This window comes from Bradyrhizobium sp. JR4.1, from assembly GCF_040548605.1.
GTDB lineage: Bacteria > Pseudomonadota > Alphaproteobacteria > Rhizobiales > Xanthobacteraceae > Bradyrhizobium > Bradyrhizobium canariense.
The window spans coordinates 47,756-74,404 of the sequence record NZ_JBEPRY010000015.1 but is presented as its reverse complement, the minus strand read 5'-3'; the positions used below and the strand labels follow the sequence as shown (position 1 = coordinate 74,404).

General features: G+C 65.2%; 29 protein-coding genes. 16 read left to right on the top strand and 13 right to left on the bottom strand.

Annotated features, from left to right (window positions below; translation table 11 throughout):
• Window positions 1-41: 41 nt before the first annotated feature.
• Together ABIB90_RS26110 and ABIB90_RS26105 are read left to right on the top strand one after the other, a co-directional pair.
• Window positions 42-1,706 (top strand): L-lactate permease, encoded by a 1,665-nt coding sequence (locus ABIB90_RS26110; protein ID WP_354201632.1) that lies wholly within the window; start codon window positions 42-44, stop codon window positions 1,704-1,706.
• A gap of 138 nt (window positions 1,707-1,844) precedes the next feature.
• Entirely contained in the window at window positions 1,845-2,243 is a 399-nt protein-coding gene (locus ABIB90_RS26105; protein ID WP_354201631.1) for an META domain-containing protein, read from the top strand.
• A gap of 157 nt (window positions 2,244-2,400) precedes the next feature.
• Here the strand turns inward: ABIB90_RS26105 and ABIB90_RS26100 are convergent, their stop codons facing one another.
• The 3 genes from ABIB90_RS26100 to ABIB90_RS26090 form a co-directional block, all read right to left on the bottom strand.
• The gene (locus tag ABIB90_RS26100; RefSeq protein ID WP_354201630.1) at window positions 2,401-3,612 is read right to left on the bottom strand and encodes a hypothetical protein; all 1,212 of its coding nucleotides are present in this window, start codon (window positions 3,610-3,612) and stop codon (window positions 2,401-2,403) included.
• A 203-nt stretch (window positions 3,613-3,815) separates the two neighbouring features.
• On the bottom strand, window positions 3,816-5,447 hold the full coding sequence (groL, locus tag ABIB90_RS26095; protein ID WP_027520435.1) for a chaperonin GroEL: 1,632 nt from the start codon (window positions 5,445-5,447) through the stop codon (window positions 3,816-3,818).
• Between the two features lie 146 nt (window positions 5,448-5,593).
• The gene (locus ABIB90_RS26090) at window positions 5,594-5,890 is read right to left on the bottom strand and encodes a co-chaperone GroES (RefSeq protein ID WP_007596954.1); all 297 of its coding nucleotides are present in this window, start codon (window positions 5,888-5,890) and stop codon (window positions 5,594-5,596) included.
• Between the two features lie 313 nt (window positions 5,891-6,203).
• Here ABIB90_RS26090 and ABIB90_RS26085 point away from each other — a divergent pair, with 313 nt between their 5' ends.
• Window positions 6,204-6,725 (top strand): hypothetical protein, encoded by a 522-nt coding sequence (locus tag ABIB90_RS26085; protein WP_007596953.1) that lies wholly within the window; start codon window positions 6,204-6,206, stop codon window positions 6,723-6,725.
• A gap of 168 nt (window positions 6,726-6,893) precedes the next feature.
• On the opposite strand, the gene ABIB90_RS26080 is transcribed toward ABIB90_RS26085, so the two are convergent.
• Complete coding sequence (locus tag ABIB90_RS26080; RefSeq protein ID WP_007596952.1) at window positions 6,894-7,673, bottom strand: protein phosphatase CheZ; 780 nt, start codon at window positions 7,671-7,673, stop codon at window positions 6,894-6,896.
• Window positions 7,674-7,987: 314 nt separating this feature from the next.
• On the opposite strand from ABIB90_RS26080, the gene ABIB90_RS26075 reads away from it, so the two are divergent.
• On the top strand, window positions 7,988-8,788 hold the full coding sequence (locus ABIB90_RS26075; protein WP_007596951.1) for a L,D-transpeptidase: 801 nt from the start codon (window positions 7,988-7,990) through the stop codon (window positions 8,786-8,788).
• A gap of 73 nt (window positions 8,789-8,861) precedes the next feature.
• Here ABIB90_RS26075 and ABIB90_RS26070 read toward each other — a convergent pair whose 3' ends face one another.
• The 6 genes from ABIB90_RS26070 to ABIB90_RS26045 all read right to left on the bottom strand — a co-directional run bounded on the left by ABIB90_RS26070 (window position 8,862) and on the right by ABIB90_RS26045 (window position 14,858).
• Window positions 8,862-9,689 carry a DUF2076 domain-containing protein gene (locus tag ABIB90_RS26070; protein ID WP_354201629.1) on the bottom strand — a complete coding sequence of 276 codons (828 nt, stop codon included), beginning with the start codon at window positions 9,687-9,689 and terminating at the stop codon, window positions 8,862-8,864.
• 135 nt (window positions 9,690-9,824) lie between these two features.
• Window positions 9,825-10,670 (bottom strand): ChbG/HpnK family deacetylase, encoded by an 846-nt coding sequence (locus ABIB90_RS26065; protein WP_354201628.1) that lies wholly within the window; start codon window positions 10,668-10,670, stop codon window positions 9,825-9,827.
• Window positions 10,667-11,728, bottom strand: coding sequence for a glycosyltransferase family 2 protein (locus tag ABIB90_RS26060; RefSeq protein WP_354168622.1), 1,062 nt, complete (start codon window positions 11,726-11,728; stop codon window positions 10,667-10,669). Before ABIB90_RS26060 ends, ABIB90_RS26065 begins: the two co-directional genes overlap by 4 nt.
• 112 nt (window positions 11,729-11,840) lie before the next feature.
• A complete protein-coding gene (hisG, locus tag ABIB90_RS26055; RefSeq protein ID WP_354201627.1) occupies window positions 11,841-12,818 on the bottom strand; it encodes an ATP phosphoribosyltransferase in 978 nt (325 codons plus the stop codon).
• A 3-nt stretch (window positions 12,819-12,821) separates the two neighbouring features.
• Entirely contained in the window at window positions 12,822-13,973 is a 1,152-nt protein-coding gene (locus tag ABIB90_RS26050; protein WP_007596942.1) for an ATP phosphoribosyltransferase regulatory subunit, read from the bottom strand.
• Between the two features lie 132 nt (window positions 13,974-14,105).
• Window positions 14,106-14,858, bottom strand: a complete 753-nt coding sequence (locus tag ABIB90_RS26045) for a 16S rRNA (uracil(1498)-N(3))-methyltransferase (RefSeq protein WP_354201626.1) — start codon at window positions 14,856-14,858, stop codon at window positions 14,106-14,108.
• A 210-nt stretch (window positions 14,859-15,068) separates the two neighbouring features.
• On the opposite strand from ABIB90_RS26045, the gene ABIB90_RS26040 reads away from it, so the two are divergent.
• Complete coding sequence (locus ABIB90_RS26040; protein WP_007596938.1) at window positions 15,069-15,728, top strand: hypothetical protein; 660 nt, start codon at window positions 15,069-15,071, stop codon at window positions 15,726-15,728.
• Window positions 15,725-16,657, top strand: coding sequence for a 4-hydroxybenzoate octaprenyltransferase (ubiA, locus tag ABIB90_RS26035; RefSeq protein WP_354201625.1), 933 nt, complete (start codon window positions 15,725-15,727; stop codon window positions 16,655-16,657). Before ABIB90_RS26040 ends, ubiA begins: the two co-directional genes overlap by 4 nt.
• Here ubiA and ABIB90_RS26030 read toward each other — a convergent pair.
• Complete coding sequence (locus ABIB90_RS26030; protein ID WP_007596933.1) at window positions 16,654-17,172, bottom strand: DUF6101 family protein; 519 nt, start codon at window positions 17,170-17,172, stop codon at window positions 16,654-16,656. The genes ubiA and ABIB90_RS26030 overlap by 4 nt on opposite strands.
• 264 nt (window positions 17,173-17,436) lie before the next feature.
• On the opposite strand from ABIB90_RS26030, the gene ABIB90_RS26025 reads away from it, so the two are divergent.
• The 7 genes from ABIB90_RS26025 to ABIB90_RS25995 all read left to right on the top strand — a co-directional run bounded on the left by ABIB90_RS26025 (window position 17,437) and on the right by ABIB90_RS25995 (window position 23,618).
• Complete coding sequence (locus tag ABIB90_RS26025; RefSeq protein WP_354128663.1) at window positions 17,437-18,840, top strand: TldD/PmbA family protein; 1,404 nt, start codon at window positions 17,437-17,439, stop codon at window positions 18,838-18,840.
• Window positions 18,827-19,645, top strand: a complete 819-nt coding sequence (locus tag ABIB90_RS26020) for an inositol monophosphatase family protein (protein WP_219685579.1) — start codon at window positions 18,827-18,829, stop codon at window positions 19,643-19,645. The genes ABIB90_RS26025 and ABIB90_RS26020 overlap by 14 nt, the downstream gene beginning before the upstream one ends.
• Before the next feature lie 60 nt (window positions 19,646-19,705).
• Window positions 19,706-19,948, top strand: coding sequence for a DUF4170 domain-containing protein (locus tag ABIB90_RS26015; RefSeq protein WP_007596929.1), 243 nt, complete (start codon window positions 19,706-19,708; stop codon window positions 19,946-19,948).
• Entirely contained in the window at window positions 19,945-20,658 is a 714-nt protein-coding gene (locus tag ABIB90_RS26010; protein WP_007596928.1) for a lysophospholipid acyltransferase family protein, read from the top strand. The genes ABIB90_RS26015 and ABIB90_RS26010 overlap by 4 nt, the downstream gene beginning before the upstream one ends.
• Entirely contained in the window at window positions 20,621-21,967 is a 1,347-nt protein-coding gene (locus ABIB90_RS26005; protein WP_354201624.1) for a 3-deoxy-D-manno-octulosonic acid transferase, read from the top strand. Before ABIB90_RS26010 ends, ABIB90_RS26005 begins: the two co-directional genes overlap by 38 nt.
• Window positions 21,960-22,976, top strand: a complete 1,017-nt coding sequence (gene lpxK, locus ABIB90_RS26000) for a tetraacyldisaccharide 4'-kinase (protein WP_354201623.1) — start codon at window positions 21,960-21,962, stop codon at window positions 22,974-22,976. Before ABIB90_RS26005 ends, lpxK begins: the two co-directional genes overlap by 8 nt.
• Before the next feature lie 306 nt (window positions 22,977-23,282).
• Complete coding sequence (locus tag ABIB90_RS25995) at window positions 23,283-23,618, top strand: GYD domain-containing protein (RefSeq protein ID WP_007596925.1); 336 nt, start codon at window positions 23,283-23,285, stop codon at window positions 23,616-23,618.
• A gap of 374 nt (window positions 23,619-23,992) precedes the next feature.
• On the opposite strand, the gene ABIB90_RS25990 is transcribed toward ABIB90_RS25995, so the two are convergent.
• On the bottom strand, window positions 23,993-24,187 hold the full coding sequence (locus ABIB90_RS25990; RefSeq protein ID WP_083869876.1) for a hypothetical protein: 195 nt from the start codon (window positions 24,185-24,187) through the stop codon (window positions 23,993-23,995).
• A 497-nt stretch (window positions 24,188-24,684) separates the two neighbouring features.
• On the opposite strand from ABIB90_RS25990, the gene ABIB90_RS25985 reads away from it, so the two are divergent.
• Entirely contained in the window at window positions 24,685-24,990 is a 306-nt protein-coding gene (locus ABIB90_RS25985; protein WP_007596923.1) for a hypothetical protein, read from the top strand.
• 16 nt (window positions 24,991-25,006) lie between these two features.
• On the opposite strand, the gene ABIB90_RS25980 is transcribed toward ABIB90_RS25985, so the two are convergent.
• Window positions 25,007-25,234: a DUF2093 domain-containing protein gene (locus tag ABIB90_RS25980; RefSeq protein WP_007596922.1), complete on the bottom strand. Its 228-nt coding sequence runs from the start codon at window positions 25,232-25,234 to the stop codon at window positions 25,007-25,009.
• A gap of 175 nt (window positions 25,235-25,409) precedes the next feature.
• Between ABIB90_RS25980 and ABIB90_RS25975 the strand changes: the two genes are divergently transcribed.
• Window positions 25,410-26,234, top strand: coding sequence for a dienelactone hydrolase family protein (locus ABIB90_RS25975; protein WP_354201622.1), 825 nt, complete (start codon window positions 25,410-25,412; stop codon window positions 26,232-26,234).
• A gap of 220 nt (window positions 26,235-26,454) precedes the next feature.
• Window positions 26,455-26,643 carry a hypothetical protein gene (locus ABIB90_RS25970; RefSeq protein WP_354201621.1) on the top strand — a complete coding sequence of 63 codons (189 nt, stop codon included), beginning with the start codon at window positions 26,455-26,457 and terminating at the stop codon, window positions 26,641-26,643.
• Window positions 26,644-26,649 lie beyond the last annotated feature (6 nt).

Here is a 26,649-nt window from a genome sequence, read left to right as displayed (position 1 = left end):
CGCGGGCCGCCTGCAGCACACATGCGTGGGGGAGGAAGATCATGTGGAATCAAGTTTATGACCCGTTGCACAGCCCCGTGCTGTCGACGATCGCGGCGGCAGTCCCTGTCGTCACATTGCTGGTCCTGATCGCGAGCGGCCGCGTCCAGGCTCATATCGCGGCGGTCATCGCCGTGATCGTGGCCAATTTGATCACGATCTTCGTCTTCACCATGCCGGCGAACATGTCGATCCGCGCCTCGGTGCTGGGCATCGTCACCGGCTTCTTCCCGATCGGCTGGATCGTTCTCAACGTCATCTTCCTCTACCAGGTGACGGTGAGCACCGGACGCTTCGAATTGCTCAAGCGCGCGGTCGGCGGCGTCACCGAGGACCGGCGGCTGCAATTGCTGCTGATCGCGTTCTCGTTCGGCGCGTTCTTCGAGGGTGCCTCGGGCTTCGGCACGCCGGTCGCGATCACGGGCGCCGTCCTGATCGGCCTCGGCTTCTCGCCGCTTGCAGCAAGCGGCCTGTCGCTGATCGCCAACACCGCGCCGGTCGCCTATGGCGCGCTGGGCACGCCGATCCAGGGCCTGGCCTCGGTCACCGGGCTTGATCCTTACATCCTCGGCGCGATGGTCGGCCGGCAATTGCCGTTCTTCTCGCTGATCGTGCCGTTCTGGGTGGTGTGGGCGTTCGCGGGCTGGAAGGGCATGAAGGATGTCTGGCCGGCGATCCTGGTCACCGGCGTGTCGTTCGCGGTCCCGCAATTCTTAATCTCGAACTTCATCAATCCCTGGATCGTCGACATCGGCGCATCGCTGATCTCGATGGGCGCGCTGATCCTGTTCCTGAAGGTCTGGCAGCCGAGGCAGCTCTGGCTGTCCCCCGCGCTGCGCGGCCGCGATGAATCGGCCGCCACCATGGCTGCGGCAAAACCGATGGACAAGACGCCGCTGACGCAGAGCGAGCTGTTCAGCGCGCTGCTGCCGTGGATCATCGTCTGTATCGTGATGCTGATCTGGGGCAATGGTGGATTCAAGACCTGGGCGAATTCGATCTTCACCTGGAACTATCCCGTTCCCGAGCTGCATCAGATGATCAACAAGATGCCGCCGGTCGCGCCAGGGCCGACGAAAGAGAGCGCGGTGTTCGGCTTCACCTATCTCTCTTTCACCGGCACGGGCATGCTGATTGCGGCGATCATCTCAGGCTTCCTGATGGGCGTCGGTCCTGGCCGGCTCTTGACGGAATACGGGCGCACCATCCGGCTATGCGCGATCTCGCTGATCACGATCTCGGCGATGCTCGCGATCGGCACGCTGACGCGGCTCTCCGGCGTCGACGCGACGCTCGGCCTCGCCTTCGCCGCAACCGGCGTGCTCTATCCCTTCTTCGGCACGCTGCTCGGCTGGTTGGGCGTGGCCCTGACGGGATCGGACACTGCCTCCAACGTGCTGTTCGGCAACCTGCAGAAGATCACCTCGGAGCAACTCGGCCTGTCGCCGATCCTGATGGCTGCGGCGAACTCGTCCGGCGGCGTAATGGGCAAGATGATCGACGCGCAGTCGATCGTGGTCGCCTCGACCGCGACCAACTGGTACGGCCATGAGGGCACGATCCTGCGCTTCGTGTTCTGGCACTCGATCGTGCTGGCCTCGTTGGTCGGCGTGTTCGTGACGTTGCAGGCCTATGTCTGGCCGTTCACGGCGATGGTGCTGAAGTAGCAGGCCACGCCCGCCTTCGACGCAAATCCCCGCGAGGTTGGTCCTCGCGGGGATTTTTGCGTCGTGCATGGGCGAACCTTCTCAACGGCGCCGCCGTCTTATAGAAGGTGCCGCAAATCAGGTCGGTCGAGAGGTCTCATGGTTTCGTTCAGGCAGACGGTGTGCGCGGCGGTTGCAATGCTCGCGATGTCCACGCTCGCGCGTGCGGAGGACGGTTTTCCGTTCGGCACCGAGATGACGCTGGAGGCGCTGCCGCAGCCGGGGTCGAAGCGGATTCCAAACATCGAGATCGGCGACAATGGCGAGGTCGTGCTGGAGCTCTGGTGCAAGGGTGGCAAGGGCCAGTTCTCGGTCGCCGGCAACACCGTGATCTTCGTGCCCAGCCAGATCCAGGACCGCTCCTGCCCGCCGGCGCGGGCCCAGGCCGACGACGATCTCGTTGCAGCGCTGGGCAGCGTCGAGACTTGGAAGCGCCAGGGCGACGTGCTCACGCTCGTCGGCCCCAAGCCGCTGCGCTTCCGCGTCAACGGGAATTAGATCTCTCGCGTCCCGGACGCGCTGCAGCGTGCAACGCTGCTGCGCAGAGCCGGGACCCAGTTCTCTATCGTCGATCTCGTGCGCGGCTTCTGGGCCCCGGCTCAGCAGCGCATCACTGACGTGCTGCACTGCGTCCGGGGCACGATAGTTCAGCGAGCTACTTCCACACCGACTTGTCGGCGTCCCAGCGCTGGCCTTTCAGCTCCTTCGCGAGCGCCTCGACCGAACCGTTGTCGTCGGGCTGATCGCCTTCCTCGTCGGCGGTCGCTTCGTCCGAGAGATTGAGCTTGGCACCGCTGCTCTCGTCGGTGGTCGTGGTCACGGGATTCCCGACCCAGAGCATGAGCTTGTCGGTCGTGCCGGGCTTGTCGGGCGAGACAAGGCCCGCGACCTCGATCGTGTCGGTGAGCTCGAGCGCGGGAAAATCCTGGTTCGGCCGCTTGAACACCAGCTTGAGCTTGCCGGTCGCCGGGTTGAAGCCTTGTGAGACCGGCTTTGCCGCGAGCGTCCTGCTCAGCACGCCGGCCACCGCGGCCGCGAGCTTGTCGCGGTTGATCTTGTCGCCCTCGCGCCAATCGGCGGCGGCAATGCGGATGGTGCGGTCCATCTCGGTCATGCCCGCGGTCCAGCCCGCGGCGGTGACGCCGGGCGTCGCCTTGAATTTTGCCAGCAGCGCGCTGGCGCGCTCCGGATCGACCGACATGTTGATGGTCTGCTCGCCCGCGCGCAGCGCGTCGCAGCCGACGGTGAGGCTCGCCAGCGTCACCTCGACGTCCTGGCCCTTCAGGCTCTTGAGGAACTCGGTCGCGGCATCCAGCTTGACCTTGACCGCGATCGCTTCCGGCGAGACGTCGGTGAAATCCTTCGGCTGCGGCGTGATGCCGTCGTCGGAGGTCTGGTTGTCGAGGAATTCCTTCTCGCTGAGATCGGAATTGTCGGGTGAGGTGACCTCGGTCACGGCCTGGCCGATGCTGATTTGGCCGCGGAATTCGAACGTGTCTCCGGCCTGTTTGCGCAGCAGTTTGACGGTGACCGGCGCCTTCGCGCCGAGGCTCTGCGTCGTACCCGTCAGGTTCTGGCCGGCGACCTGGAGATTGACGACGAAGCGGTCCTTGCGGTCGGAATTCTTCGCGACGGGATAACAGACGTCGAGCACGGCTGCGGTGACGGTCTTGCCCTGGCGTGTCTCCTTCAGGATCACGTCGGCATTGCCGTCCATCAGCCCGTCGATCGAGGTGAAATAGCGAGTCTCGACGCCGCCGGGCGCCGTGGCCTTCGGCGACAGCTTCATCTGGGCGGATGCGACCTCAGGCGAAACTGCAAGCAGAGCCGTCAGAACGGCCGTGGAGCAAAACACAAGCGCGCGCATCGAGGAAATCCCTGAGGCAATGGGGCATGATCCGGAAAAATGTGAAGCGGTTTTCCGATCAGATCATGCCCAAACAATTCGAATCGGGCGTCACCGTAGTGGGTTTTGGCCGCCGGTTGAATTGGAAAGCACGGGGCACGATTGCCAAAAAAGAAGGCCGCCCGGAGGCGGCCTTCGCAACACTGCAATGGAACGGGCGGGCCTTAGAAGCCGCCCATTCCGCCGCCGGCCGGCATGCCGGGCGCGGCGTCCTTCTTCGGCGACTCGGCGACCATGGCCTCGGTGGTCACCAGCAGGCCGGCGATCGAGGCGGCGTCCTGGAGCGCGGTGCGCACCACCTTGGCGGGGTCGATGATGCCCTTCTCGACCATGTCGACATACTCCTCGGTCTGGGCGTCGAAGCCGAAGGTCTCGGACTTGTTCTCCAGGATCTTGCCGACGACGATCGAGCCTTCCACGCCCGCGTTCTCGGAGATCTGGCGGATCGGGGCTTCCAGCGCCTTCAGCACGATGTTGATGCCGGCCTGGACGTCGGCATTGGCGTTGGTCAGACGGCCGACCGCCTTCTTGGCGCGGAGCAGCGCGACGCCGCCGCCGGGGACGATGCCTTCCTGCACCGCGGCGCGGGTGGCGTTGAGCGCATCCTCGACGCGGTCCTTCTTCTCCTTGACCTCGATCTCGGTGGCGCCGCCGACGCGGATCACCGCGACGCCGCCTGCGAGCTTGGCGAGACGCTCCTGGAGCTTCTCACGGTCGTAATCCGAGGTGGTCTCCTCGATCTGGGCCTTGATCTGGCCGACGCGGGCCTCGATTTCCGGCTTCTTACCGGCGCCCTTGACGATCGTGGTGTTCTCCTTGTCGATCACCACCTTGCCCGCGCGCCCAAGCATCTTCACCGTAACGTTCTCGAGCTTCATGCCGAGGTCTTCGGAGATCAGCTGGCCGCCGGTGAGGATCGCGAGGTCCTCGAGCATGGCCTTGCGGCGGTCGCCGAAGCCCGGCGCCTTGACGGCGGCGACCTTCAGGCCGCCACGGAGGCGGTTGACGACCAGAGTGGCCAGCGCCTCGCCCTCGACGTCCTCGGCGATGATGACGAGCGGCTTGCCCGACTGCACCACGGCTTCCAGCACCGGCAGCATGGCCTGCAGGCCGGACAGCTTCTTCTCGTGCAGGAGGATGTAGGCGTCCTCGAGCTCGGCGGTCATCTTCTCGGGGTTGGTCACGAAGTAGGGGCTGAGATAGCCGCGGTCGAACTTCATGCCCTCGACGATGTCCACCTCGGTGTCGAGCGACTTGTTCTCCTCGACGGTGATGACGCCCTCGTTGCCGACCTTCTGCATCGCCTGCGCGATCATCTTGCCGATGGCAGCATCGCCGTTGGCCGAGATGGTGCCGACCTGGGCGACCTCGGAAGAGGCGGCGACCGGCTTGGCGCGCTTCTCGATGTCCTTGACGACGGCTGCGACCGCGATGTCGATGCCGCGCTTGAGGTCCATCGGGTTCATGCCGGCGGCAACCGACTTGGCGCCTTCGCGCACGATGGACTGGGCCAGCACGGTCGCGGTGGTGGTGCCGTCGCCGGCGAGGTCGTTGGTCTTGGAGGCGACCTCACGCACCATCTGGGCGCCCATGTTCTCGAACTTGTCCTCGAGCTCGATCTCCTTGGCGACGGTGACGCCGTCCTTGGTGATGCGGGGCGCGCCGAACGACTTCTCGATGAGCACGTTGCGGCCTTTCGGGCCGAGCGTCACCTTGACGGCGTTGGCGAGAATGTCGACGCCGCGCAGCATGCGATCGCGCGCGTCTCCGGAAAACTTGACGTCTTTGGCAGCCATGGTCTGCAATTCCTCTTCTTTTTTCGTGATGTGTCTTGTTTGTTGGGCCGCCTCATTCCGGGGTCCGCGATCGAACCCGGCGGAATGATGCATGCCCGGATCGAGTGACCCGGGCATGCATTCAGCGGCCGTTCAGGCGTCTGGCCTTAGGCCATCACGCCCATGATGTCCGACTCCTTCATGATCAGGAGCTCATCGTTGTCGATCTTGACCTCGGTGCCCGACCACTTGCCAAACAGCACACGGTCGCCGACCTTGAGGTCGATCGGGATCAGCTTGCCGGCCTCGTCGCGGCCACCGGGGCCGACGGCGACGACTTCGCCCTGGGACGGCTTTTCCTTGGCCGTGTCCGGAATGATGATGCCGCCCTTGGTCTTTGACTCGGCGTCGATACGTTTGACCACGACACGGTCATGCAGCGGACGAAATTTGGATTTAGTCATGACGTTTCCCTTTGGAGGCTCGCTTCGGAAGGAGTGAAAGTGGGCGGGCGGCGCTTCCGTCTACCCTTCCCGAGGATCGATCGGCGCGCGTTAGCAATCCATCTTTCAGAGTGCTAATGGTGCGTCCGGGAATATGGCTTGGCCGCGATCCTGTCAAGCAAAGGTGGTTAAGCGATTGGTGAGACGGATATAGGATGGTGAGATTGGAAACTTGTTCGGGGCGCCGGCGTATTAAAGGACGTCATTGCTCCGGCAGCGGTTTTGCGCTTGGCTGCGGAAGGGGTGCGGCCATGGTTTTGTCCGGGGGAATGCCATGATCAGTTCAGCTCACGCGCGCACGGTCGCCAATCTGGCGGCGGCTTCTTGCCTGGCGCTGCTGCTTGGCGCCTGCGGCGGCGGCATGAGCCTGCCGTCCTTTTCTTCGTCCTCACCGCCCCCCGAGGCCGAGCCCGGCACCGGTCCGGAAATGCCCGCGTCGATCCGCGCCGACGAGATCGTTGGGCGCTGGGGCCTCGCCTCGTTCCAGAACCCGGCCGACCGCGCCCGCACCGAGGCTGCCGCCCGGGCCCAATGCAAAAATCCTTACGTGATCACCGCCGGCTCCTCCGGCGGCGTGATCATGCATCTGGCGGACCAGGCAACACCGCAGGAGCTGCGGCTGAAGGGGTCGCCCAGCGGCAAGAATTATATCGGGCCGGCGGGTCCGACGCCCGGCGAGCAGGACCGCGAGATCGTCTCCTTCGACGGTCGCGTCCTCATCACCCGCTTCATCGACAAGGACGCCGCCACCCGCTACGGCAACATGGTCTACGTCCGCTGCGCGCCGAGGGCGTGATCGCGGCGCCGGCCTAGCCACTCGTCATTGCGAGAAGCGAAGCGACGAAGCAGTCCAGGCTGTCTCCGCGGACACAATCTGGATTGCTTCGCTTCGCTCGCAATGACGTCCAAAACAAAAAAACGCCGGCTCTCGCCGGCGTTTTGTTTTCCGTAGCGTCGCGTCCACTCAGTCGAACAGCGCGTCGATGTCGTCCTGCGAGGCGTGGCCGACGTCGCCGGCGAGCTTCGGGCCGTTGAGAAGCTTGTCGTCGTCGCTGCGGGTGTCGACCTGCGGCACGACGTGGGACTTGATCGCGTCGACACCGCCCCAGATTTCCATCATGGAATTGATGTGCTGCTCGATGAACTTCATCGTGCTCATGACCTTGCTGATGCGCTGGCCGGTCAGGTCCTGGAAGTTGCAGGCTTCGAAGATCGAGATGACGCGTTCCTGGATATCGTCGGCGAGCCGCTTCTGCTGATCGGCCGATTGCACCTTGGCCATCGCGCTGGCCGCCTGGTCGATCGACTCGGCGGCTTCGAGGATCTGCTGGGTCGCCTGTTCGGTGCCGCCGACGACCGCGCCGAGCTCGCCATTGACCTTGGCCATTTCGCCGCCGTCGAAGCTCTTGCCATGCAGTGTCGCGATCTCGCGCTTGGTGCGGTCGATGGCGTCGTGGATGAGGTCGAGCTCGACCTTCAGCTTCTCGCACTGCTCGATCTGCGCCCGGTAAGTATCGAGCATGGTACGGGCTTCGGAGAGCTCATGGGCGGTGGAGGCGTCGATCGCCGCCATGGCGGCGCTGCCGGACAAGGGCACGGTGCCCTTCGCCATCTGTGCACGGATCGCACGCAACTCGGCCATGATCTCGCTATGCATCGGCGCAGCCTCCTCAATCATTTCGGGGCTTGGCATCTCGCCGACAATAGCCTCTTCGACACGAAAACGTTTGCGGTGAATAGCCATCAAGAACTCCCCCCACCTCACTCACGCGTCTTTGTAGGCAGAAGCGATTTAACACGAAGTTCACAGCCGGAACTGTCGTGCGGTTGTGCGCGACGGCTTGCAAACGGGCGATTAACCATGCGTGCGCGGCGTTCATCGAAAATAAACGCTGATCGCCAAATTGCACCGCTGCCGACGACGTGGTGAATCGAAATGGCGTTTCCGTTTACCAAACAAAACGGCTTTTGCTCTTTATTGACCACGTCGCGGGTGCGGATCAGCCATCACCTCGCCACGACGCATGTGATCTAGACGAAACAGTACAGAGTACGTCGATGTTCAAGAAAATGTCTGTTGCGCTGCTTGGCAGCGCTTGCACCTTCATTGCCGGCGTCAACAGCGCCAGCGCCTTCGACAATAGCGTGCCGAACGATCCGCCCGCGGTGCTGTACCAGCCGCAGGTGCCGCCTGCGCCGGTGCGTGTCGCCTCCAATTCGAACATGGGCGGCGGCTTCATCGAGTTCATCTTCGGCGACGGGCCCGGCCGCGGTCCGGCCTACGCTCCGCAGCAGCCGGTGTACCAACAGCAGCCTGGTTATTATGACCAGCGTCGCCTGCCGCCGATGGGCGAGCCGCAGACACAGGGCGCAGGTCTCCAGCAGGAGGCGGTCGATCCGCGGCAGCGTCAGTTCGATCCGAGATTCGAGAAACAACTCGTTGACTATAGCGGCAACGAAAGCGCCGGCACGATCGTGGTCGATACGCCGAACAAGTTCCTCTATCTGGTCGAGGGCAGCGGTCGTGCGATGCGCTACGGCATCGGCGTCGGGCGTCCCGGCTTCACCTGGTCCGGCGTGAAGTCGATCACGGCCAAGCGCGAATGGCCTGCCTGGACGCCGCCGGCGGAAATGATCGCGCGCCGTCCCGACCTGCCGAGGCATATGGAAGGCGGCCCGGAAAATCCGCTCGGTGCGCGCGCGATGTATCTCGGCTCGACGCTTTACCGTATCCACGGTTCGAACGAGCCCTGGACCATCGGCACCAACGTCTCCTCGGGCTGCATCCGCATGCGCAACGAAGACGTCATCGATCTCTATGGCCGCGTCAACGTCGGCACCAAGGTCGTCGTGATGTAGGCGCATAGTGCCCGGAACCAAAAACGGCCGCCTCATCGGCGGCCGTTCTCGTTTGGAGCACGGGTAAGAAGCGTCAGGCGTAATCGCTGCCGCCATCGTCTCCGCCGCCGAAATCGCTGTCGTCGGCGAGGTCGACATTGTCGTTCTGATCGTTGTAATTCTGGTCGTCGCTCGATGCGTGGTCGGCGAAGCCCTGGCGGGGCGCATCGCCGCGGTCGCGGTTCGAGCCGATGTCGTCGAGGCCGGCATCGCGCGCGAGCGATCCGCCGGACTGGTCGCCGCCGCTCCAGGGGCCTCCACCAGCGCTGCGGTCGCCCAGGGCATTGGTGTCGCCAAAAGCCTGCTGGTGCGGTCCGCCCATCATGCCGCGGATGCTGGACAGCAGCAGCGAGCCGCCGACGACGCCGGCCGCGGCTGCCGCCGCCGTGCCGAGGAACGAGCCGCCACCGCCGACCGGCGGCGCGCCATAGCCCTGGCCTGGACCCTGATTTGGACCCTGACCGTATGCCTGCCCATAAGGCGGCTGGCCGTAACCGGGCTGAGGCTGCTGCATCGCTTGGCCGCTGTTCCAGACCGGCCGCGAGTCACGCGGCGGTACGTTCGGAACCGAGCCGCGCGATGGACCCCCGCCGAACAGCGTGTCGCGCATGGTGTCCAGGAAACCGCCGGACTGCGCCTGCTCGGGCGCCTGCCCCGCCTCCAACTCCTGGATGCGGTTGTGGGCGCGCTTCAGCGCCTCGTCCTGCAACAGCGTGGTCTGAACCAGCGCATAGACAGCGCCGGGGGCCTTGCGCAGGCCGTCGGAGATTGCGGCGATCGCGTCGGGATCGCGCGGTGCATTTTCCAGTTTCGAAAGCCGATCGAAAAGCTCGTCGACGAGCTGGCGTTCCTGCGGCGTCATGGTCAGTCTCCCTTGCGCAAAACAAGCGCGAGGCAGATGTAGGGTTCCATTGTGGCCCCAACAGTGCCGGCAGGATTAAATTTCGGTATGCGACAAGCTGCCTCGCGGGCGGCTTTCTCGCAAACTTCCACCGGTTCACCCCAGCGTGACGCCGCTGTCCGTCAGCAGGCGCGCGAAGGCATCGCCGGCGAGATAGGCGTGCTCGCGTTCGCGGACATCCGTCATCGGGTCGAGCCCGGTGAGGATGTCGTCGACGAAGCCGGGATGACACATGATGAGGCCGCCATCCGGCAGGCCTTCGAGGAATTGCCGCATCAGCGCACCGAAATCGGCGGCCTGCGTGAAATCATAGGCGCCGGCGAAACCGGGATTGAAGCTGAGGCCCGCGCTGCCGGCACGGCGGCGGAATTGCGCGCTGAGGATATCCAGCACCATGGCTTTCGGCGAGGCCAGCCGCTGCATCAGGGGCAGGTCGCGGCCGCCCTGGCGCACCCAGGCTTTTGGCGCGGCTTCGGCGACTGCGTCGACAAATCCGTCGCGCACCTGCGGGTAGAGCTGCACATGCTGATGACCGTCGACGAAGTCAGGCGCGCGCCCGAACGCTTTCGCGAAGGCTGCCAGCTGCGCCTTGACCTCGTTGCGAAAGAACTCGCGGTCGAGCCTTCGCGCAAGACCGGCGCGGAGCAGCTTCGGAAACGGGAGAAACATGTCGCCGTCGAGCGGGCGGAAATGCATGGTGAGCGGCCGGAACGGTGCCGACAATGTCACGTGCAATCCGATCGCGCAGCGCGGGCTCGCTTGCGCCGCCGTCTGGAGCGCCTCGATCTCGCTGCGCTCGACCGCAGGTCCCACCATCATCACCGAGGTGGCGTTGAGACGGCCGCGTTCGATCAGGTCGCGGATGGCGCGATTGACGCCCGGGCTGATGCCGTAATCGTCGGCGCAGAGCCAGATCCGCCGTGGCGGCGCGGCCGCGCTCATTCGGCCGCCGTCCTCTTCGAGGCGTCCAGGCTTGAAGCATCCTGGGCCTTGTCGGTCTCGAAATGCTTTTCACTGTGCTCGGCGACGAAGTAGATCGGGCGCGCCTTCAGCTCGGAAAGGATCTTGCCGATATATTCGCCGACGATGCCGATCATGATGAGCTGCACGCCGCCGATCGTCATCAGGCCGATCACGAGTGAGGGATAGCCGGGCACCTGCTTGCCGGTGGTCAGGACCTCCCAGAGGATCGACAGACCGAACAGGAACGCTCCGCCGGCGAGGATCACGCCGAGCAGGCTGGCGAAGCGCAGCGGCGCCACCGAGAACGAGGTGACGCCTTCGATCGAAAGACCAAGCAGACGCGCGGCGCTGAAGGTTGTCACGCCATGGGTGCGCGGTGCGGGCTCGTAATCGACGCGGATCTGGCGGAAGCCGATCCAGCTCGCAAGGCCCTTGAAGAAGCGGTTGCGCTCCGGCAGCTGCCGCAGTGCTGCGACCGCGCGCGGCGACAGCAGGCGGAAATCGCCGGCGTCTTCCGGAATCTTCTGGCGCGCGCCCCAATTGATCAGCGCATAGAAGCCGCGCCCGGCGAGCCGCCGCAGGAACGGCTCGTTGTCGCGATGCGCCTTGGCGGTATAGACGACGTCGTAGCCGTCCTCGATCCAGTGCCGCACCAGTCGCTCGACCAGCGACGGCGGATGCTGGCCGTCGCCGTCCATGAACAGCACCGCGCCGAGCCGGGCATGGTCGAGGCCGGCCATCAGCGCGGCCTCCTTGCCGAAATTGCGCGACAGCGACACCACCTGGACGTCGACCGCGTCGGCCGGCAGTGCGCGGGCGATCGACAGCGTCGCGTCCGCGCTGCCGTCGTCGACATAAACGATCTCGCAAGCCAGGTGGTAGCGCTGCCGCAAGGTCTTTGCGAGATCGCAGATGCGCTGGTGCAGGGCGGCGAGGCCCGCCGCTTCGTTGTAGAGCGGGACGACAATCGACAGTCCCTTCGCGGCGGCGCTGGCCGCGGTGGTCGTCATGCCGGAAACGTCAGAGCCCAGCGTCATGGATCAAGGTTCCAGAGGCGATCAGGTTTTCTTGCAAGGTCATCTCGACAGCATATGGTAGCTGCCGTTTGCTGTCGCTACGCTGAACGGAATTGCTCAACAAACTTTGGGCTCACTGCCGCAGGAACGCCTCGAGCCTGGCGAACAGCGGGTTCTCCCGGTCGAACACGTAATCCAGCGAAACCACCGAGACGGTCTCGGCGCCATGCCCGCGCAGGAAGCTCGCGAGTGCATAGAGCTGGCCCGGCGGGCAGTGCAGCGTGAGCATGCCTGACGAGGTCGGTCCGCCGAACGGGGCTTCGACGCCGAAGCGCTCGTGGGCCTCGGTGAGCATGGCCGCGTCGCACTGGCGGAAGCGGGTGCGGACTTCGCGGTATTTGTTGGCCCGCGCCCGCGCCGCGATGTGATCGAGGATGACTCGCGCGGTCTCCCGCGCCTGCGGCGACCAATCGGCGTCCCTTGAGGCGACCAGATTGGCCTGGCTGCGCAGGATCACGCCGTCGTCGAGCACCCGCAATCCGTTGGCGGCGAGCGTCGCGCCGGTCGTGGTGATGTCGACGATCAACTCGGCGCTGCCGGCGGCCGGCGCGCCTTCGGTCGCGCCCGTGCTTTCGACGATGCGGTAATCGGTGATGCCTTGGCTCTGGAAGAAGGCGCGGGTGAGATTGATGAACTTGGTCGCGACCCGCATCCGCATGTGATGCTGCTCGCGGAAGCCGGTGGTGACGTCGTCGAGGTCGGCCATGGTGCGCACGTCGATCCACGCCTGCGGCACCGCGACGACGACGTCGGCATAGCCGAAGCCGAGGCCTTCGATCAGGGAGACGCGCTTGTCGGCGTCCGCGATGGTCTCGCGCACCAGATCTTCCCCGGTGACGCCGAGATGCGCCGAGCCGCGGGACAGTTGCGAGGCGATCTCGCTCGCCGAGAGATAGGCGACCTCGACATTGTCGAGGTCCGCGAGCGTGCCGCGATAGTCGCGGGCGCCGCCCGCCTTCGACAGCTTGAGCCCGGCGCGGGCGAAGAAGGCCTCGGTGTTTTCCTGCAGGCGGCCCTTGGAGGGAACGGCCAGAACGAATGGCGCGCTCATGACTTAAGCTCCCACCTTGCGGCCGATCCGGGTCAGCGCATCCACCCAGACCGAGAAACCGACCGCAGGGATCGGCTCGGCCGATCCAAGCTGGGTCATCAGCCCGTCATAGCGGCCGCCGGCAACCAGCGGCTCGGCCCCGTTGCCGCGGTGATGCAGCTCGAATTCGAAGCCGGTGTAGTAGTCGAGCCCGCGTCCGAACGCGGTCGAAAAGCGCGTTCCCTTCACATCGATGCCCCGCGCGGCCATGAAGCCGACCCGGCTTTCGAACTGGTCGACCGCAGCACTGAGGTCGAGCTTCGCGTCATTGGTGAGCGCGCGCAGCTCGGCGACGGCGTCATCGGGGTTACCCGATATCGACAGGAAACGCTTGAGCACGGCGATGGCCTCGCGCGGCAGCGCACCGCCCTTCAGCGTCGACTGCTCGAGGAAGCGGTCGGCAATCTCGGCCGTGCTGCGGCCGCCGACATTGGTGGTGCCGGCGATCGACATCAGATCGGTGACGAAAGCGAGTGCCGCCTTGCGGTCGGAGCCGGCGAGCGCCGCGAGCACGCCCTCATATTCGCTGCGGGTCGCGGTCGTCGCGGCTGCCAGCCGCTCCAGATCCTGCTCCAGGCTGATCTTGCGGTTGAAATCCTTGACCAGGCGGCGGCGCCAGACCGGATAGAGGTTGAGCGCGTCGAGCAGCGCGTTGAACAGCGCTACGTCGCCGGTGCGGATCTCGACGTCGCGGACGCCGAAGGCGGCGGTCGCCTCCAGCGCCAGCGCCAGCATCTCGGCATCGGCCGCGGCGCGGTCCTGGCGGCCGAACGATTCGATGCCGGCCTGCAGGAATTCGTTGCTCTGGCCGTTGCGGTAGCGAAACACCGGGCCGAGATAACTGAACCCGGCCGGCTGGCCGGCACGGCCAGAGCTGAGGTAGTCGCGGGCCACCGGAATGGTCAGGTCCGGGCGCAGGCACAGCTCCTCGCCGGAGAGGTCCGTGGTCAGGTACAGGCTCTTGCGGATGTCCTCGCCGGAGAGATCCAGGAACGGTTCGGCCGGCTGCAGGATCGCGGGCTCGGCCCTGACATAGCCCGCCTGCGCGAACGACAGCAGCAGCGTGTCCGCCCAGGCGGCGGAGCCGGCAGCATTTGAGGTGGCAGTCGCAGTCATGTCGGGGTCCATCGTCCCGGTGGAACCGGGCAGGGCAAGCAAGGGGAGCGAATTGCCGCAGGCCTTAGCATGGCCCGAAAGCGGTTTCGACCTCCAAAGGATCAATCGCTTAACGGTCGGCCAATATCGGCATCAGGCCATTTTGCCACGCCAATCGCCCAGCACCGCCTGCACCAGCGCCAGCGCGGCCACCGCGGCCGTGTCGGCCCGCATGATCCGGGGTCCCAGCGCCAGCCGCAGGATATTCGGCTGCCGCAGCAGCAGCGCCCGCTCTTCCCCGGCAAAGCCGCCTTCGGGGCCGATCAGCACGTCGATTCCCTCTGCCGCGCCTGCGCCTTGCAGGCTCTGAATGGGGTTTTCAAGCTCCGCCGCCTCGTCGCAGAAGACGAGCAGCCTGCCGGCGGCGCGCTGGGTCAGGAAGCGCTCCAGCGGCACCGGCTCGGCAACGGTGGCGATGCTGAGAATGCCGCATTGCTCGGCCGCCTCGACGACATTGGCGCGCATCCGCTCGGTATTGACGCGGGAAGCCTGGGTGAACCGGGTCAACACCGGCTGAAGGCAGGCAGCGCCCATCTCAATGGCCTTCTGCACCATATAATCGAGCCGGGCGTGCTTGAGCGGGGCGAAGACGTAAGAGAGGTCGGGCAGCCGGTCCTGCGGCCGGGTCTGCTGGAGGATGACGAGGCCGTCCGGCCGTTTGCGGCCTTCAATGGCGGCCTGCCACTCGCCGTCGCGGCCGTTGAATGCCAAGACTTCGGCCCCGGCGGCAAGCCGCAGCACATTGCCGAGATAATTGCTCTGGTCGCGGTCGAGCTCGACCCTGCCGTCCTGGGCAAGGGGGGCATCGACGAACAGGCGGGGGCCGCGGAAATCGTGGGAGGGCATGGTTCAAAGGTCCGATTTGCCGCCGTTCTTAGCCGAAAGCAGTAGTTTCGGGGTAAATTTTGCCAAAATGGTGCGTCGGCGCGCCGCGCTCCTGCCCTATTCAACGGGTTGTTAAGGGCCGGCGGGAATCGTAAAATCGCGAGCACGCTGGTTGCGCTTCAATTGGGAAGACGCCGAACCCCGCAAGCTCCTGCCGGAGAGACTGCCTTGATGATCCGTCATTTGATGGTTCCGATCACTGCCGCCATGGTCACGATGGGCGCCGTTTGTGCCTATGCGCAGGGTTTCCCTGCGCCGCTGCCGGGCCAGGCCCCAACAAGTTCCGCGTTTCCGCCCGTGAACGGCTCGGCGCCCGTCGCCTCCGTCGGCGGCGCGCCGCAATCGTCCTTCCCCGTGAACGGCGCCGCGCCTGTCGGTGGCGCCGGCGCCTTCAGCGCGGCGCCGCCGACGCAAGCCGGTCCCGGCGAGGACTGCATGAAGGCCTTCATGCCTCTGCGCGAGGATGCCGAAAAGCGCGGCAAGCTGATCAAGGCCGCGAGCGACCGTCACGCTCCGCCTGACGAGGCCTGCAAGCTGATCCGCAACTTCAGCCAGGCTGAGACCAAGATGATCAAGTACATCGAGGCCAACGCCTCGAAATGCGGGATTCCGGCGCAGGTCGGCGCGCAGATGAAGGACGGCCACAAGAACACCGAGGCCATGACGGCGAAGGTCTGCAACGTCGCGCAGCAGATGCAGAACCAGCCGCGCGGACCGGCCGGTCCGTCGCTGAGCGAAGTGCTGGGTTCGGGCTCGGCGCCCGAGGCCAATGCCGGCAAGAAGGGCGGCAGCACCTTCGATACACTCAACGGCAACGTCCTGACGCGATGAGCGACACATCCGCCCGAGTTGCCGATTCCACCGGCAACTGGGTCGATACGCGTGCGCCGCAATGGGCGCGGCCTTATCTGCGCTTGTCCCGCTTTGATCGTCCGATCGGCTCCTGGCTCCTGTTGATGCCGTGCTGGTGGTCGGCGGCGCTCGCCGCCGGCATGGCGCATGACGTCCGCGGCCTGCCGCTCACCATCGTCCTGTTCTTCATCGGCGCCTTCGTGATGCGGGGGGCAGGCTGTACATGGAACGACATCACCGACCGTGACCTCGACGACAAGGTCGAGCGCACCCGCTCGCGACCGCTGCCGTCGGGCCAGGTGAGCGCGAAGCAGGCGCTGGCCTTCATGGTCGCGCAGGCGCTGATCGGGCTCGTGGTGTTGCTGCAGTTCAACCGCTTCGCGATCCTGACCGGCATTGCCTCACTGCTGATCGTCGCGATCTACCCGTTCATGAAGCGCATCACCTGGTGGCCGCAGATCGTGCTCGGGCTTGCGTTCTCCTGGGGCGCCCTGATGGGATTTGCCGTCACCTTCGGGCGCATCGACGTCACCGCACTCGTGCTCTATGCCGGCTCGATTTCCTGGGTGATCGGCTACGACACGATCTACGCGCATCAGGACGCAGAGGACGATGCGCTGATCGGCATCAAGTCCACCGCGCGCCTGTTCGGCGCGCATACGCACCAGGCGCTGATCCTGTTCTACGGCCTGGCGGTGCTGCTGATCGGCGTGGCGCTGGCGTCGGGCGATGCGCGCTGGCCGGCCTGGCTCGGACTTGTGGCCTTCGCCGTGCATCTGGCCTCGCAGATCGCGCGGCTGAATATCAGCGACGGCGATCTCTGCAAGCGCCTGTTCTACTCGAATCGCGATGCGGGGCTGTTGCTCTTTGCGGGTTTGCTGGCCGACGCGGTGCTGCGAGCGGCCTAACTCCGCGCGATGATCTCGCGCTCGTCGCGATGCACCGACAACTCGCGTGCGACACCGGTGCGGCGGCGCATCAGAAATTTCGGACGGCGGTGGCGGATCGCGTTGGCGCGGCGACGCCGCGGCGCGGGTTGGCGTGCGCCTTCGTCGAGCTGCGGAAGCGCGAACAGCTCGCTCCAGATCGCCCAGGCCTCAACGAGTTCGTCGCCATCGGCGCTGACCAGCAGCGGAATGGAGAGCGAGGGATCGCGATGCACGAGGACGAGGGTCTGGGCCTCGTCGTTGCCGCGCAGCGCGACGCCGATGAAGTCGCTGACGCGGACGTTGATCGCCATCCGCATGCCGCGGACGGCACGGTGCAGCACGACACGTTCGCGATGAAGCTCGATCTGCCGGACATATCCGTCGGCGCGCGGATCATGCGCATCGAAGCGGACCGGAAGGGAAAGGGGGTCGAGCCGCAGGGAGCGGCTCGACCCGGCGGGAGTGATCCCGCTTGTTGCTGTTTGACGCCTCACGGCTTTAGTTCTCCCCGCCAGGATTATGTTCCCGGTCGATGCGAGGACCTTAGCGCGGGCCTTTCCGAAACCGCTTAAAAAGGCTGGTTAATCCAACCTCACCGCCGCGCATGATTGACAAGACCTTGGCGCGCATGATTGACGAGACGTTGCGCGCAAGGTGCGAATCTGAGCTTTTGGTGGGTTGAAAATGCTTGAAGTCCGCGCGATCAGGGCACATCTGTGGGTTCCGGTCCCGCAGCCCGCCCCAACAGGATTTCGTTTGTGAACCCTTCACCAAGCTCGACGCTTTCACCCAAGAATTCGTCCACAGCCAGCCGCGACCTGTTCGACCAGTCTGCGCTCTCCGATCTCGCGCAGCGGCTGGTGGAGGCTGCCAGGCGCGCCGGCGCGGATGCGGCCGATGCGGTCGCCGTGCGTGGCGTCTCGCAAGGCGTCGAGGTCCGCGACGGCCGGGTCGAGGAATCCGAGCGTTCCGAGGGCGATGATGTCGGCTTGCGCGTGCTGGTCGGCCGGCGCCAGGCGGTGGTCTCCACCAACGACGCCAGCGGCGATGCCGTGACCAAGCTTGCCGAGCGAGCGGTTGCGATGGCGCGTGTTGCGCCCGACGACAAATATGTCGGCCTTGCCGATCCCGCATTGCTCGCGCGCGACTTCCCCGATCTCGATCTGCTCGACCCTGACGTGCCCGCCACCTCGGAACTCGAGCGCCGCGCGCTCGAAGCCGAGGCTGCGGCGCTCGGAGTGAAGGGCGTGACCAAATCCGGCGGCGCCTCGGCCTCTGCCGGAATGGGCGGCATGGTGCTCGTCACCAGCACCGGCTTCCACGGCTCTTACCTGCGTTCCAGCCAGGGCATCTCCGCCACCGCCATTGTCGGCGACGGCACCGGCATGGAGCGGGACTACGATTTCACCTCGGCGCCGCATGGTGCCGATCTGCTGTCGCCCGAGATCGTCGGCCGTTCCGCGGGCGAGCGCACTGTGGCGCGCGCCAATCCGCGCAAGGTCGAGACCTGCAAAGTGCCTGTGGTGTTCGATCCGCGCGTCGCGGGCTCGCTGGTCGGTCACGTCGTCGGCGCCATCAACGGCGCTTCGATTGCGCGCAAGACCAGCTTCCTGAAGGACAAGCTCGGCCAGCAGCTGTTCGCCAAGAACATCCGCATCATCGACGATCCCCTGCGCAAACGCGGCCTGCGCTCGCAGACGTTCGACGCTGAAGGTGTCGCCGTGAAGAAGATCGCGCTGATCGACGAAGGCGTGCTGACGACCTGGCTGCTCGATTGCGCCACCGCGCGTGAGCTCGGTCTCACCACCACCGGCCATGCCCATCGCGGCGTCTCCTCCTCGCCGTCGCCCGGGCCGTATAATCTGCATCTTGAACCCGGCACGCCGACGCCGGCCGAACTGATCTCCGACATCAAGCAGGGGTTCTACGTCACCGATTTGATCGGCTCGGGCGTCAACGGCGTGACTGGCGACTACAGCCGCGGCGCCTCCGGCTTCTGGATCGAGAACGGCGAACTCACTTATCCCGTGAGCGAGGTGACGATCGCCGGCCATCTGTTCGAGATCTTCAAGTCGATGCAGCCGGCGAACAATCTCGAGTTCCGCTACGGCGTCAATGCGCCGACGGTGCGCATCGAGGGTTTGACGCTTGGCGGACGTTGACGCGAACGCAACAGGCGAAGCCATCCTGACGCGCGACGCGGCGCTGCTGCAAGACACGGTGCGGGAGGCGGGCGCACTCGCGCAGTCGATGTTCCGCACCGAGCTGAAGAAGTGGACCAAGGGCGCGTCCTCGCCGGTCTCGGAAGCCGACATCGCCGTCAACGATCTTCTGGAAGCGCGCCTGCGCGCGGCGACGCCCGACTATGGCTGGCTGTCGGAGGAGAGCGCCGACGATGAGGTGCGGCTGTCGCGGCGGATGACCTGGATCGTCGATCCCATCGACGGCACCCGCAACTACCTCAACGGCCACGACGAATGGTGCGTCAGCGTCGCGCTGGTCGAGGACGCCTCGCCGGTGCTGGCCGCGGTGTTCGCGCCGACCAGCGATGAGTTCTTCTTCGCCGCCCGCGGCCAGGGCACGACCCTCAACGATGTGCCGGTGCGGGCGACGGCTGGGTCCGAGCTCGACTTCTCGCGTGTCGCGGGTCCGAAGCCCCTGGTCGAGCGCCTGAAGCCGTCACTGGGCGAGATCAAGCTGCATCCGCGAATCGGTTCGCTCGCGCTGCGGCTGTGCCGGGTCTCCCATGGCGCGCTGGATGCGGCTTTTGCGGGCGGCAACAGTCATGATTGGGACCTTGCGGCGGCGGATTTGATCGTGCAGGAAGCCGATGGTAGGATGAGCGATCTCTCCGGAGATCCCATCCTCTATAACCGCCGGCAAGTCACGCATGGGGTGCTGGTGGCAGCGGGTCGCGATCGTCATGCGAACATTGTCTCGCATTTTCGAAACCGCCCCTTGCCGTGAAGCGCTTTCTCGTGCTTGTCGAACACTGCTTTGCCGGGCAGCCCGTTAGGAACAGAACCGATGCCAGATAGTGCCCCGCAACAACTGCTCCACCTCGTCGTCGGCGGCGAACTCGTCGATCTCGAGCACAACACCTTCAAGAACCTCGACGACGTCGAGATCGTCGGCCTCTATCCGAACTATGCGACCGCGCACGCCGCCTGGCGCGCCAAGGCGCAGAGCACGGTCGACAACGCGCAGATGCGCTATTTCATCGTCCATCTCCATCGGCTGCTCGACCCGAATCAAGAACCGGCGCGTTGAAAAAGCTGCTTCGCAATACGCTGAGGAGCAGCTTCGTTCAGCGTGCCGTCGGAATCCTGGCGGCGGAATATCTGCGTCTGGTCTGGCGGACGAACAAATTCACGTTCGATCCGCCGGACGTCTATGACCGCGTCGAGCCGCAGATCCCGGCGATCTTCGCGTTTTGGCACGGCCAGCATTTCCTCACCCCCTTCATCAAGAACAAGGACTGGTACAAGGCCAGGGTCCTGATCTCCCGTCACCGCGACGGCGAGTTCAACGCGATTGCCGCCGAGCGGCTTGGCATCGGCACCATCCGCGGGTCCGGAGACCATGGCGGCGCGTTTCACCGCAAAGGCGGGGTCGGTGCCTTCAAGGAAATGGTGCGGACGCTCCAGGACGGTTGTAATGTCGCGCTGACCGCCGACGTCCCCAAGCGCTCGCGCGTGGCCGGGCTCGGCATCATCATGCTGGCACGGGAATCGGGGCGGCCGATCATGCCTTTTGCGATGGCGACCAGCCGCTTCATCCGGCTCAAGAACTGGGACCGCACCACCATCAACCTGCCGTTCGGGCGGGGCGCGTTGGTCGGCATCAAGGAAATCCACGTTCCGCCGGATGCGAACGCCGCCACCATGGAAGCGCTGCGGCTCGAGCTGGAGGAGACCTTGAACGAGGCGACCCGCCAAGCCTATGCGCAACTCGGCCGGCCGGGACCTGCAGATGCCTAAATCGCTGCCCGGCTCGCTGCCGTTGACGCTGCGGATGTACCGGCGCCTGGCGCGTGGCCTGGTGCCGCTCGCGCCTGTGCTGATCAAGCGGCGCCTGAAGCAGGGCAAGGAAGATCCCGCGCGGGTCAGCGAACGGCGGGGCCTGTCCCGGGACGTGCGGCCGCACGGTCCGCTGGTCTGGATTCACGGCGCCAGCGTCGGCGAGGTCCTCGCCGCGGCGGCGCTGATCGAGCGCTTGCGCGATCTGAACCTGCGCATTCTGCTCACCTCGGGCACTGTCACGTCGGCTGCTATTGTGGCAAAGCGTTTTCCGCCCGACGTGATCCATCAATACGTGCCGTATGATTCCCCGCGTTATGTCGCGCGCTTCCTCGACCATTGGAAGCCGTCGCTGGCGCTGTTCATCGAATCCGATCTGTGGCCGAACCTGATCCTGGCCGGCGCCGCGCGCCGCGTGCCGATGGTGCTGATCAACGGGCGGATGTCGCCGCGCTCGTTCCCGCGCTGGCGCCGGATGCAAGGCACCATCTCGGCGCTGCTGTCGCGGTTCGACATTTGTCTGGCGCAGTCGAAGACCGATGCCGAGCGCTTCTCGACGCTCGGCGGCCGCGACGTCGTCACCACGGGCAATCTCAAGCTCGACGTGCCGGCGCCCCCGGCCGATCCCGCCAAGCTCGAACGGCTGATGGCGATGACGCGCGGGCGTCCGATCATCGTCGCGGCCTCGACCCATCCGGGCGAGGAGGAGATGCTGGTGGCGGCGCATCGCAGCCTCACCGGTTTCTTCCCGCAGCTCCTGACCGTGATCGTGCCGCGCCATCCGGATCGCGGCTCCTCGATCACAGGCCTGATCACGGCCTCCGGCCTGAAGCCGGCCCTGCGCTCGCGCGACGAGCTGCCGACCGCGACCACCGACGTTTATGTCGCCGACACCATGGGCGAGCTCGGCCTGTTCTATCGCCTCTCGGACATCGTGTTCATGGGCGGATCGCTGATCCATCATGGCGGCCAGAATCCGATCGAAGCGATCAAGCTCGGCGCGGCCATCGTCCATGGTCCACACGTCTTCAATTTCGCCGATGTCTACGAGGCGCTCGATCACAGCGGCGGCGCGCGCCAAGCCGACACGCAGGAACTACTGATCAAGCAGCTCGGCCAGCTGCTCGCCGATCCTGCCCTGCGCAAGAAGATCCAGCAGTCGGGCGCCGGCGTGGTCGAGGATCTCGGCGGCGCGCTCAACCGCACCATGACCGCGCTCGAGCCTTATCTCTTGCAGTTGCGGATCGAGATGGGGGCCGCCAATGCGTGAGCCGGCCTTCTGGTACCGGCCACGTTCCCTCGAATCGTACGCATTGGGGCCGCTGGGTGCGCTCTACGGCGCGATCACGGAACGGCGGATGCTGCGCGAGGGCGTCGACGCCGGCATCCCCGTGATCTGCGTCGGCAACTATCATGTCGGCGGCGCCGGCAAGACGCCGACCGTGCTGGCGCTGACGAAGCTCCTGCGCGAGCTCGGCGAGACGCCGGTGGTGCTCAGCCGCGGCTATGGCGGCAGCCTCAAGGGCCCGGTGATGGTCGACGGCATGCGTCACACCGCGTCCGACGTCGGCGACGAGCCGCTGATGATGGCGCGCGACGTCCCTGTTGCAGTTGCGCGCGACCGCCTCGACGGCGTCGTGCTGGCGAAGTCGCAAGGCGCCACCGTGATCCTGATGGACGACGGCTTCCAGAACCCGCGTCTTCTCAAGGACACCTCGCTGATCGTGATCGACAGCGAGCGCGGCCTCGGCAATGGCAAGGTGTTTCCGGCCGGTCCCCTGCGTGCGCCGCTGAAGGCGCAGCTTGCGCGCACCGACGCGCTGGTCCTGATCGGCGGCGGCCGCGCCGCCGACGCTGTCGCCGCCGAGCTTGCCAGGCGCAACAAGCCGGAGCTGCGCGCGCGGCTGAAACCCGACGCCGGGTCGGTCGCTAGACTGTTGGGCAAGCCGGTGTTCGCGTTCGCCGGCATCGGCGATCCCGAACGGTTCTTCCGCAGCTTGCGCGCTGGCGGTATCGAAGTCGCACGCACGCGCGCCTTCGCCGATCATCACATGTTTTCGAACGACGAGATCGCAACTCTCGCCGCGGAGGCGCAGCGCGAGCTGCAAACACTGGTGACGACGGAAAAGGATCTCGCGCGTCTGCACGGCCGCGAAGGCGTGCCGGACGGCATCGTGCCGTTCGCCGTCCAGCTCGAGTTCGACGACCCGGCTACGCTCCGGCAACTGATCAGCGATCATCTCTACAAGGCGCGCGAGCGAAGATTCGGCAGGCGATAATGTCGGACGGCGGGCGAACCGCGCTCGTTGTGGACGCACGGTGTGACGAAAAGCATTTCATGCGCGGGTGCGATATGTGGCAACCGAGGTGACATGTCGCGGCTGACGAATTCTCTTCCGCACGTTCGGGAGTTGATGTAGCGTTTCATGAGAGCCGTCACCGGGACGTGCCGAACTCCCGGAAATCATCGACGGCGTTTATGCCCACGGCGGGCAGTACCTTCATCATTTCAGATGCAGCGGCCGTAACGACGAGTTCGGAACGGCAGGGAAAGTCATTGCCAAAAACCCAGAGGAGAACATGCCATGCATTTTTGCCTCACCGGACAATACACACCACGCGCTCTCAATGCCATTTTGGAGAACCCCAAGACCGATCGTCAGGAGGCGGCAAGAAAACTTATCGAAGCGGCCGGCGGAAAGCTGATTTCGATGTTCAGCGTTGCGGCCGACGGCCCAGGCGTTTTGGTGATTTTCGATGTGCCTGATCCGGGTGCGGCTCCGGCCATTTCCGGCCTGACCGTCACGGCGGGCACCCTGCAGAACGTGAAACTGACGCGGCTGTTCACGCAGGACGAGATCAAGCAGGTCCGCCAGAACGCGGCGAAGCTGCGCTCTTCGTATACCCCGCCCGGAAGCTGACATCCGGATCTGAAGCGAAGCCGCCGCAGTCCGAAGCGGCGGCAACGCTCACCTCACAGCAGGAATAATGTTTGCAAGCCGAGGCGAAGGCCTTCCAGCCTCCGTTGACGAACCATGCTGTACGCTGCGTGCTGCGTCCGCGCCGTCGTCCGACCGGACGTGCTTGCCAGCGACCTCGGCAACGGCCTGCGATTGCGGTTCAGCAGTCAATCATGCTCACCACGCCCCAACGGCCATCAATCCGATAATGGTCAGGCACGAGACGCAGGCTACCATGGCGGTATAGTACTCGGGTGTATTCATTGCTGCCTCCCAAACTGTTGCCAACTGCTTGGTCACTGCTACGCGGGAGAGATCGCCGGTCTCGGGCCGCTTCAATTCGGCGCGCGGCGACCGGTCTTGCGCTGTGTGTCCGTCCTCTCATCGTCACCCTGATCCGGATGATGATGCGCTTCGAGAGCTTCAAAGCGTTCAGCTGCGATCAGAAGCTGTTTCCGCATTTCAGCGAGGCGGGCGCGGCAATATTCACGATAGAGCAGGTCTAATATGGTGGGCATGATCACCCCCATCGTTGATTTTCGATTTCCAAATAATCCACCGCGAATTTTCGAGGTGATCGTAGCCCGACAGATGGCTCTTCGATATGAGCCCGTTCACAGACTGCGCCAATTCCAGAGCTCAGTGGCCGTTTGGTTGACTTGATTGTCTGTGCGATAAAAAGAGCAGGGCCAATTACCTAAGATGAAGCATAGCGGCGCTTTGTTTCACCAAGACTTCGTCAAACAACCTAAGAGCGCCAATCGCAACAAAGAATCCAACCACAACGCGAAATGACTAACCACGGAGTGCAAGCACTCTTCGATGCAACGCGGATCGGCATAACGGAAATCGTCTCGGCTGTGCGAGCAGCATTTCTGGTGCGTGCGAACATGCCTCGTGAAAAAGCTGCACCGCTCGTGCTGTGCCGGCAGGGCAGCTGCGCTTTGCCCATCCGACACAGCAGCCTGCCATTCACGCGTCGTTCATCGCAAAACTCCTAACCGTTTCAGACGACCAGGAGAGTTCGATGAAGTTGCCGTTCGCCGCCGTTGCCGCCAGCCTTGTGTGTCTGATCATTGCGCCGGTGTTTGCACAAACGACTCCGCCGGCTCCTCAAACCACCACCGTGCCGGTGCCCGCGACCAAGCGCGTCACCTGCCTCGCGACAACTCAGAACCTGAAGGGACAGGACAAGCGCGACCAGATGCAGCTCTGCATGGCGCAGGCGCGGCTGGATTGCCTCAAGCAGGCGATCGATCAGAAGATCGTCGGCGAGCCCAGGAAGAGTTTCATCAAAACCTGCGTGGGCACGGATGGCGCGGAGCAGCAATAGACGCGCGCCCGCGGCCTCAGGCTTGCGGCTTGGGCGCGCCCGGGTAATGTCGCTCGAGCACGGCGGCGGGTGTGGCGTAGGCTTCCTGCAGGTCCACGCTCCAGTATTTCAACTCGTCGAGCGGGATGCGCGTATCGGTGATCGCGCAGCGCACGAAGGTCCCCGGCGAGATCACGCGGAAGTCGCCGTCGAGATATTGCACCTGCGCTTCGCCATGGCCCGAGGGGCCGAACTTGTTCAGCACGGTCGAAAGTCTCCGTGGAAGGCCGCTCCGGGGTCACCTTGGAGGGCACGATGTGTTGGACGGGATGTAGCATAAATAGGGTGGCTTGTCCGCCCGGTAAACCCACCGGTTTGTGATGTTTTGGCGCCGTTTCCGCGTGATAGTGCTTGAGCGAAGGATCCAACGGCAAAGTTCGATGCGCCTTCCGTTAACCGCCCTGTTCCTGACGTTCCTGATCTCGGCCGCGCAAGCGTCGCCGGCGCCGCAGCCGGTCGAGATTCCGCTGGCGTCCGGCGTGCTGCATGCGCAGCTCTACAAGCCCGAGGGCGCGGGGCCGTTTCCGACCGTGATCGCGCTTCATGGCTGCGGCGGCCTCGGTGGCCATGCCGATTCGGTGCTGCCGCGCTATCGCGACTGGGCCGAGCGGCTGCTCAAATCCGGCAACGCCGTGCTGCTCCCTGACAGCTACGGCTCGCGTGAGCTCGGGCCGCAATGCCGCGTCAAGGACATCCACGTCAAGGCGCGGCGCGAACGCGTCACCGATATCGCGGCGTCGCGCGCCTGGTTGATGAAACAGAGCTGGGTTGCGCGCGACCGCGTCAGCCTGATGGGCTGGGCGAATGGCGCCAGCGCGCTGCTCTGGGCCGTGCGTCCGCAAAACCTTGCGCGCGAGGTCGGCCCGGATTTCCGCGCCGCCATCGCGTTCTATCCGGACTGCAGGATTTCCGCAGGCCTCGGCTGGAGCACACGGGTGCCGACGCTGGTGCTGATCGGTGGCAATGACGACGTCTCGTCGCCGCCGGCCTGCCGCCAGATGGTCGATGGTGCGCATGGCCGCAGCGCGCTCGCGCGCATCGTGGTCTATCCCGGCGCCTATCACGATTTCGACCGCGCCAACACGCCGCTGCACGCAGCTGCCGGCAGCACCGACGCCGCCGCGCCCGAGCACGGCCATCTCGGCACCGATGCGGTCGCGCGCACGGAGTCGCAGAAGGAAGTCGCGGAGTGGCTGGCGCGGTGACGGCAGTGCCGTAGCCCGGATGAGCGTAGCGATATCCGGGTAGGTCCGTCCCGCATATCGCTGCGCTCATGCGGGCTACATGTGCCGAGCGGGGCCGCCCTTGGGAACAACAGCGGACAGCCCCGCATCGACCACCGCCCTGCACGGAAAATGGCCGACCGTGACTCTACGGATCGCGCGCCGGGATGGTTTCAGCCGGTGACGACGCCATCATTCGACCATGATGTCGATTAAACGCAGTCCCATGCGCAACCGCTTCGTCCTGTTCTCCTCCGCCCTGATCGTTTTCACCGTCGCGGTCTTCCTGTTCGAAGCCCATCTGTTCGAAGCCCATGCCGGCGCGCCACAACTCGCGCCGGAACATTGCGGTTTCTGGACCACGATCGACGCGGGCTTGTCCTGCCGCTGAGACGCG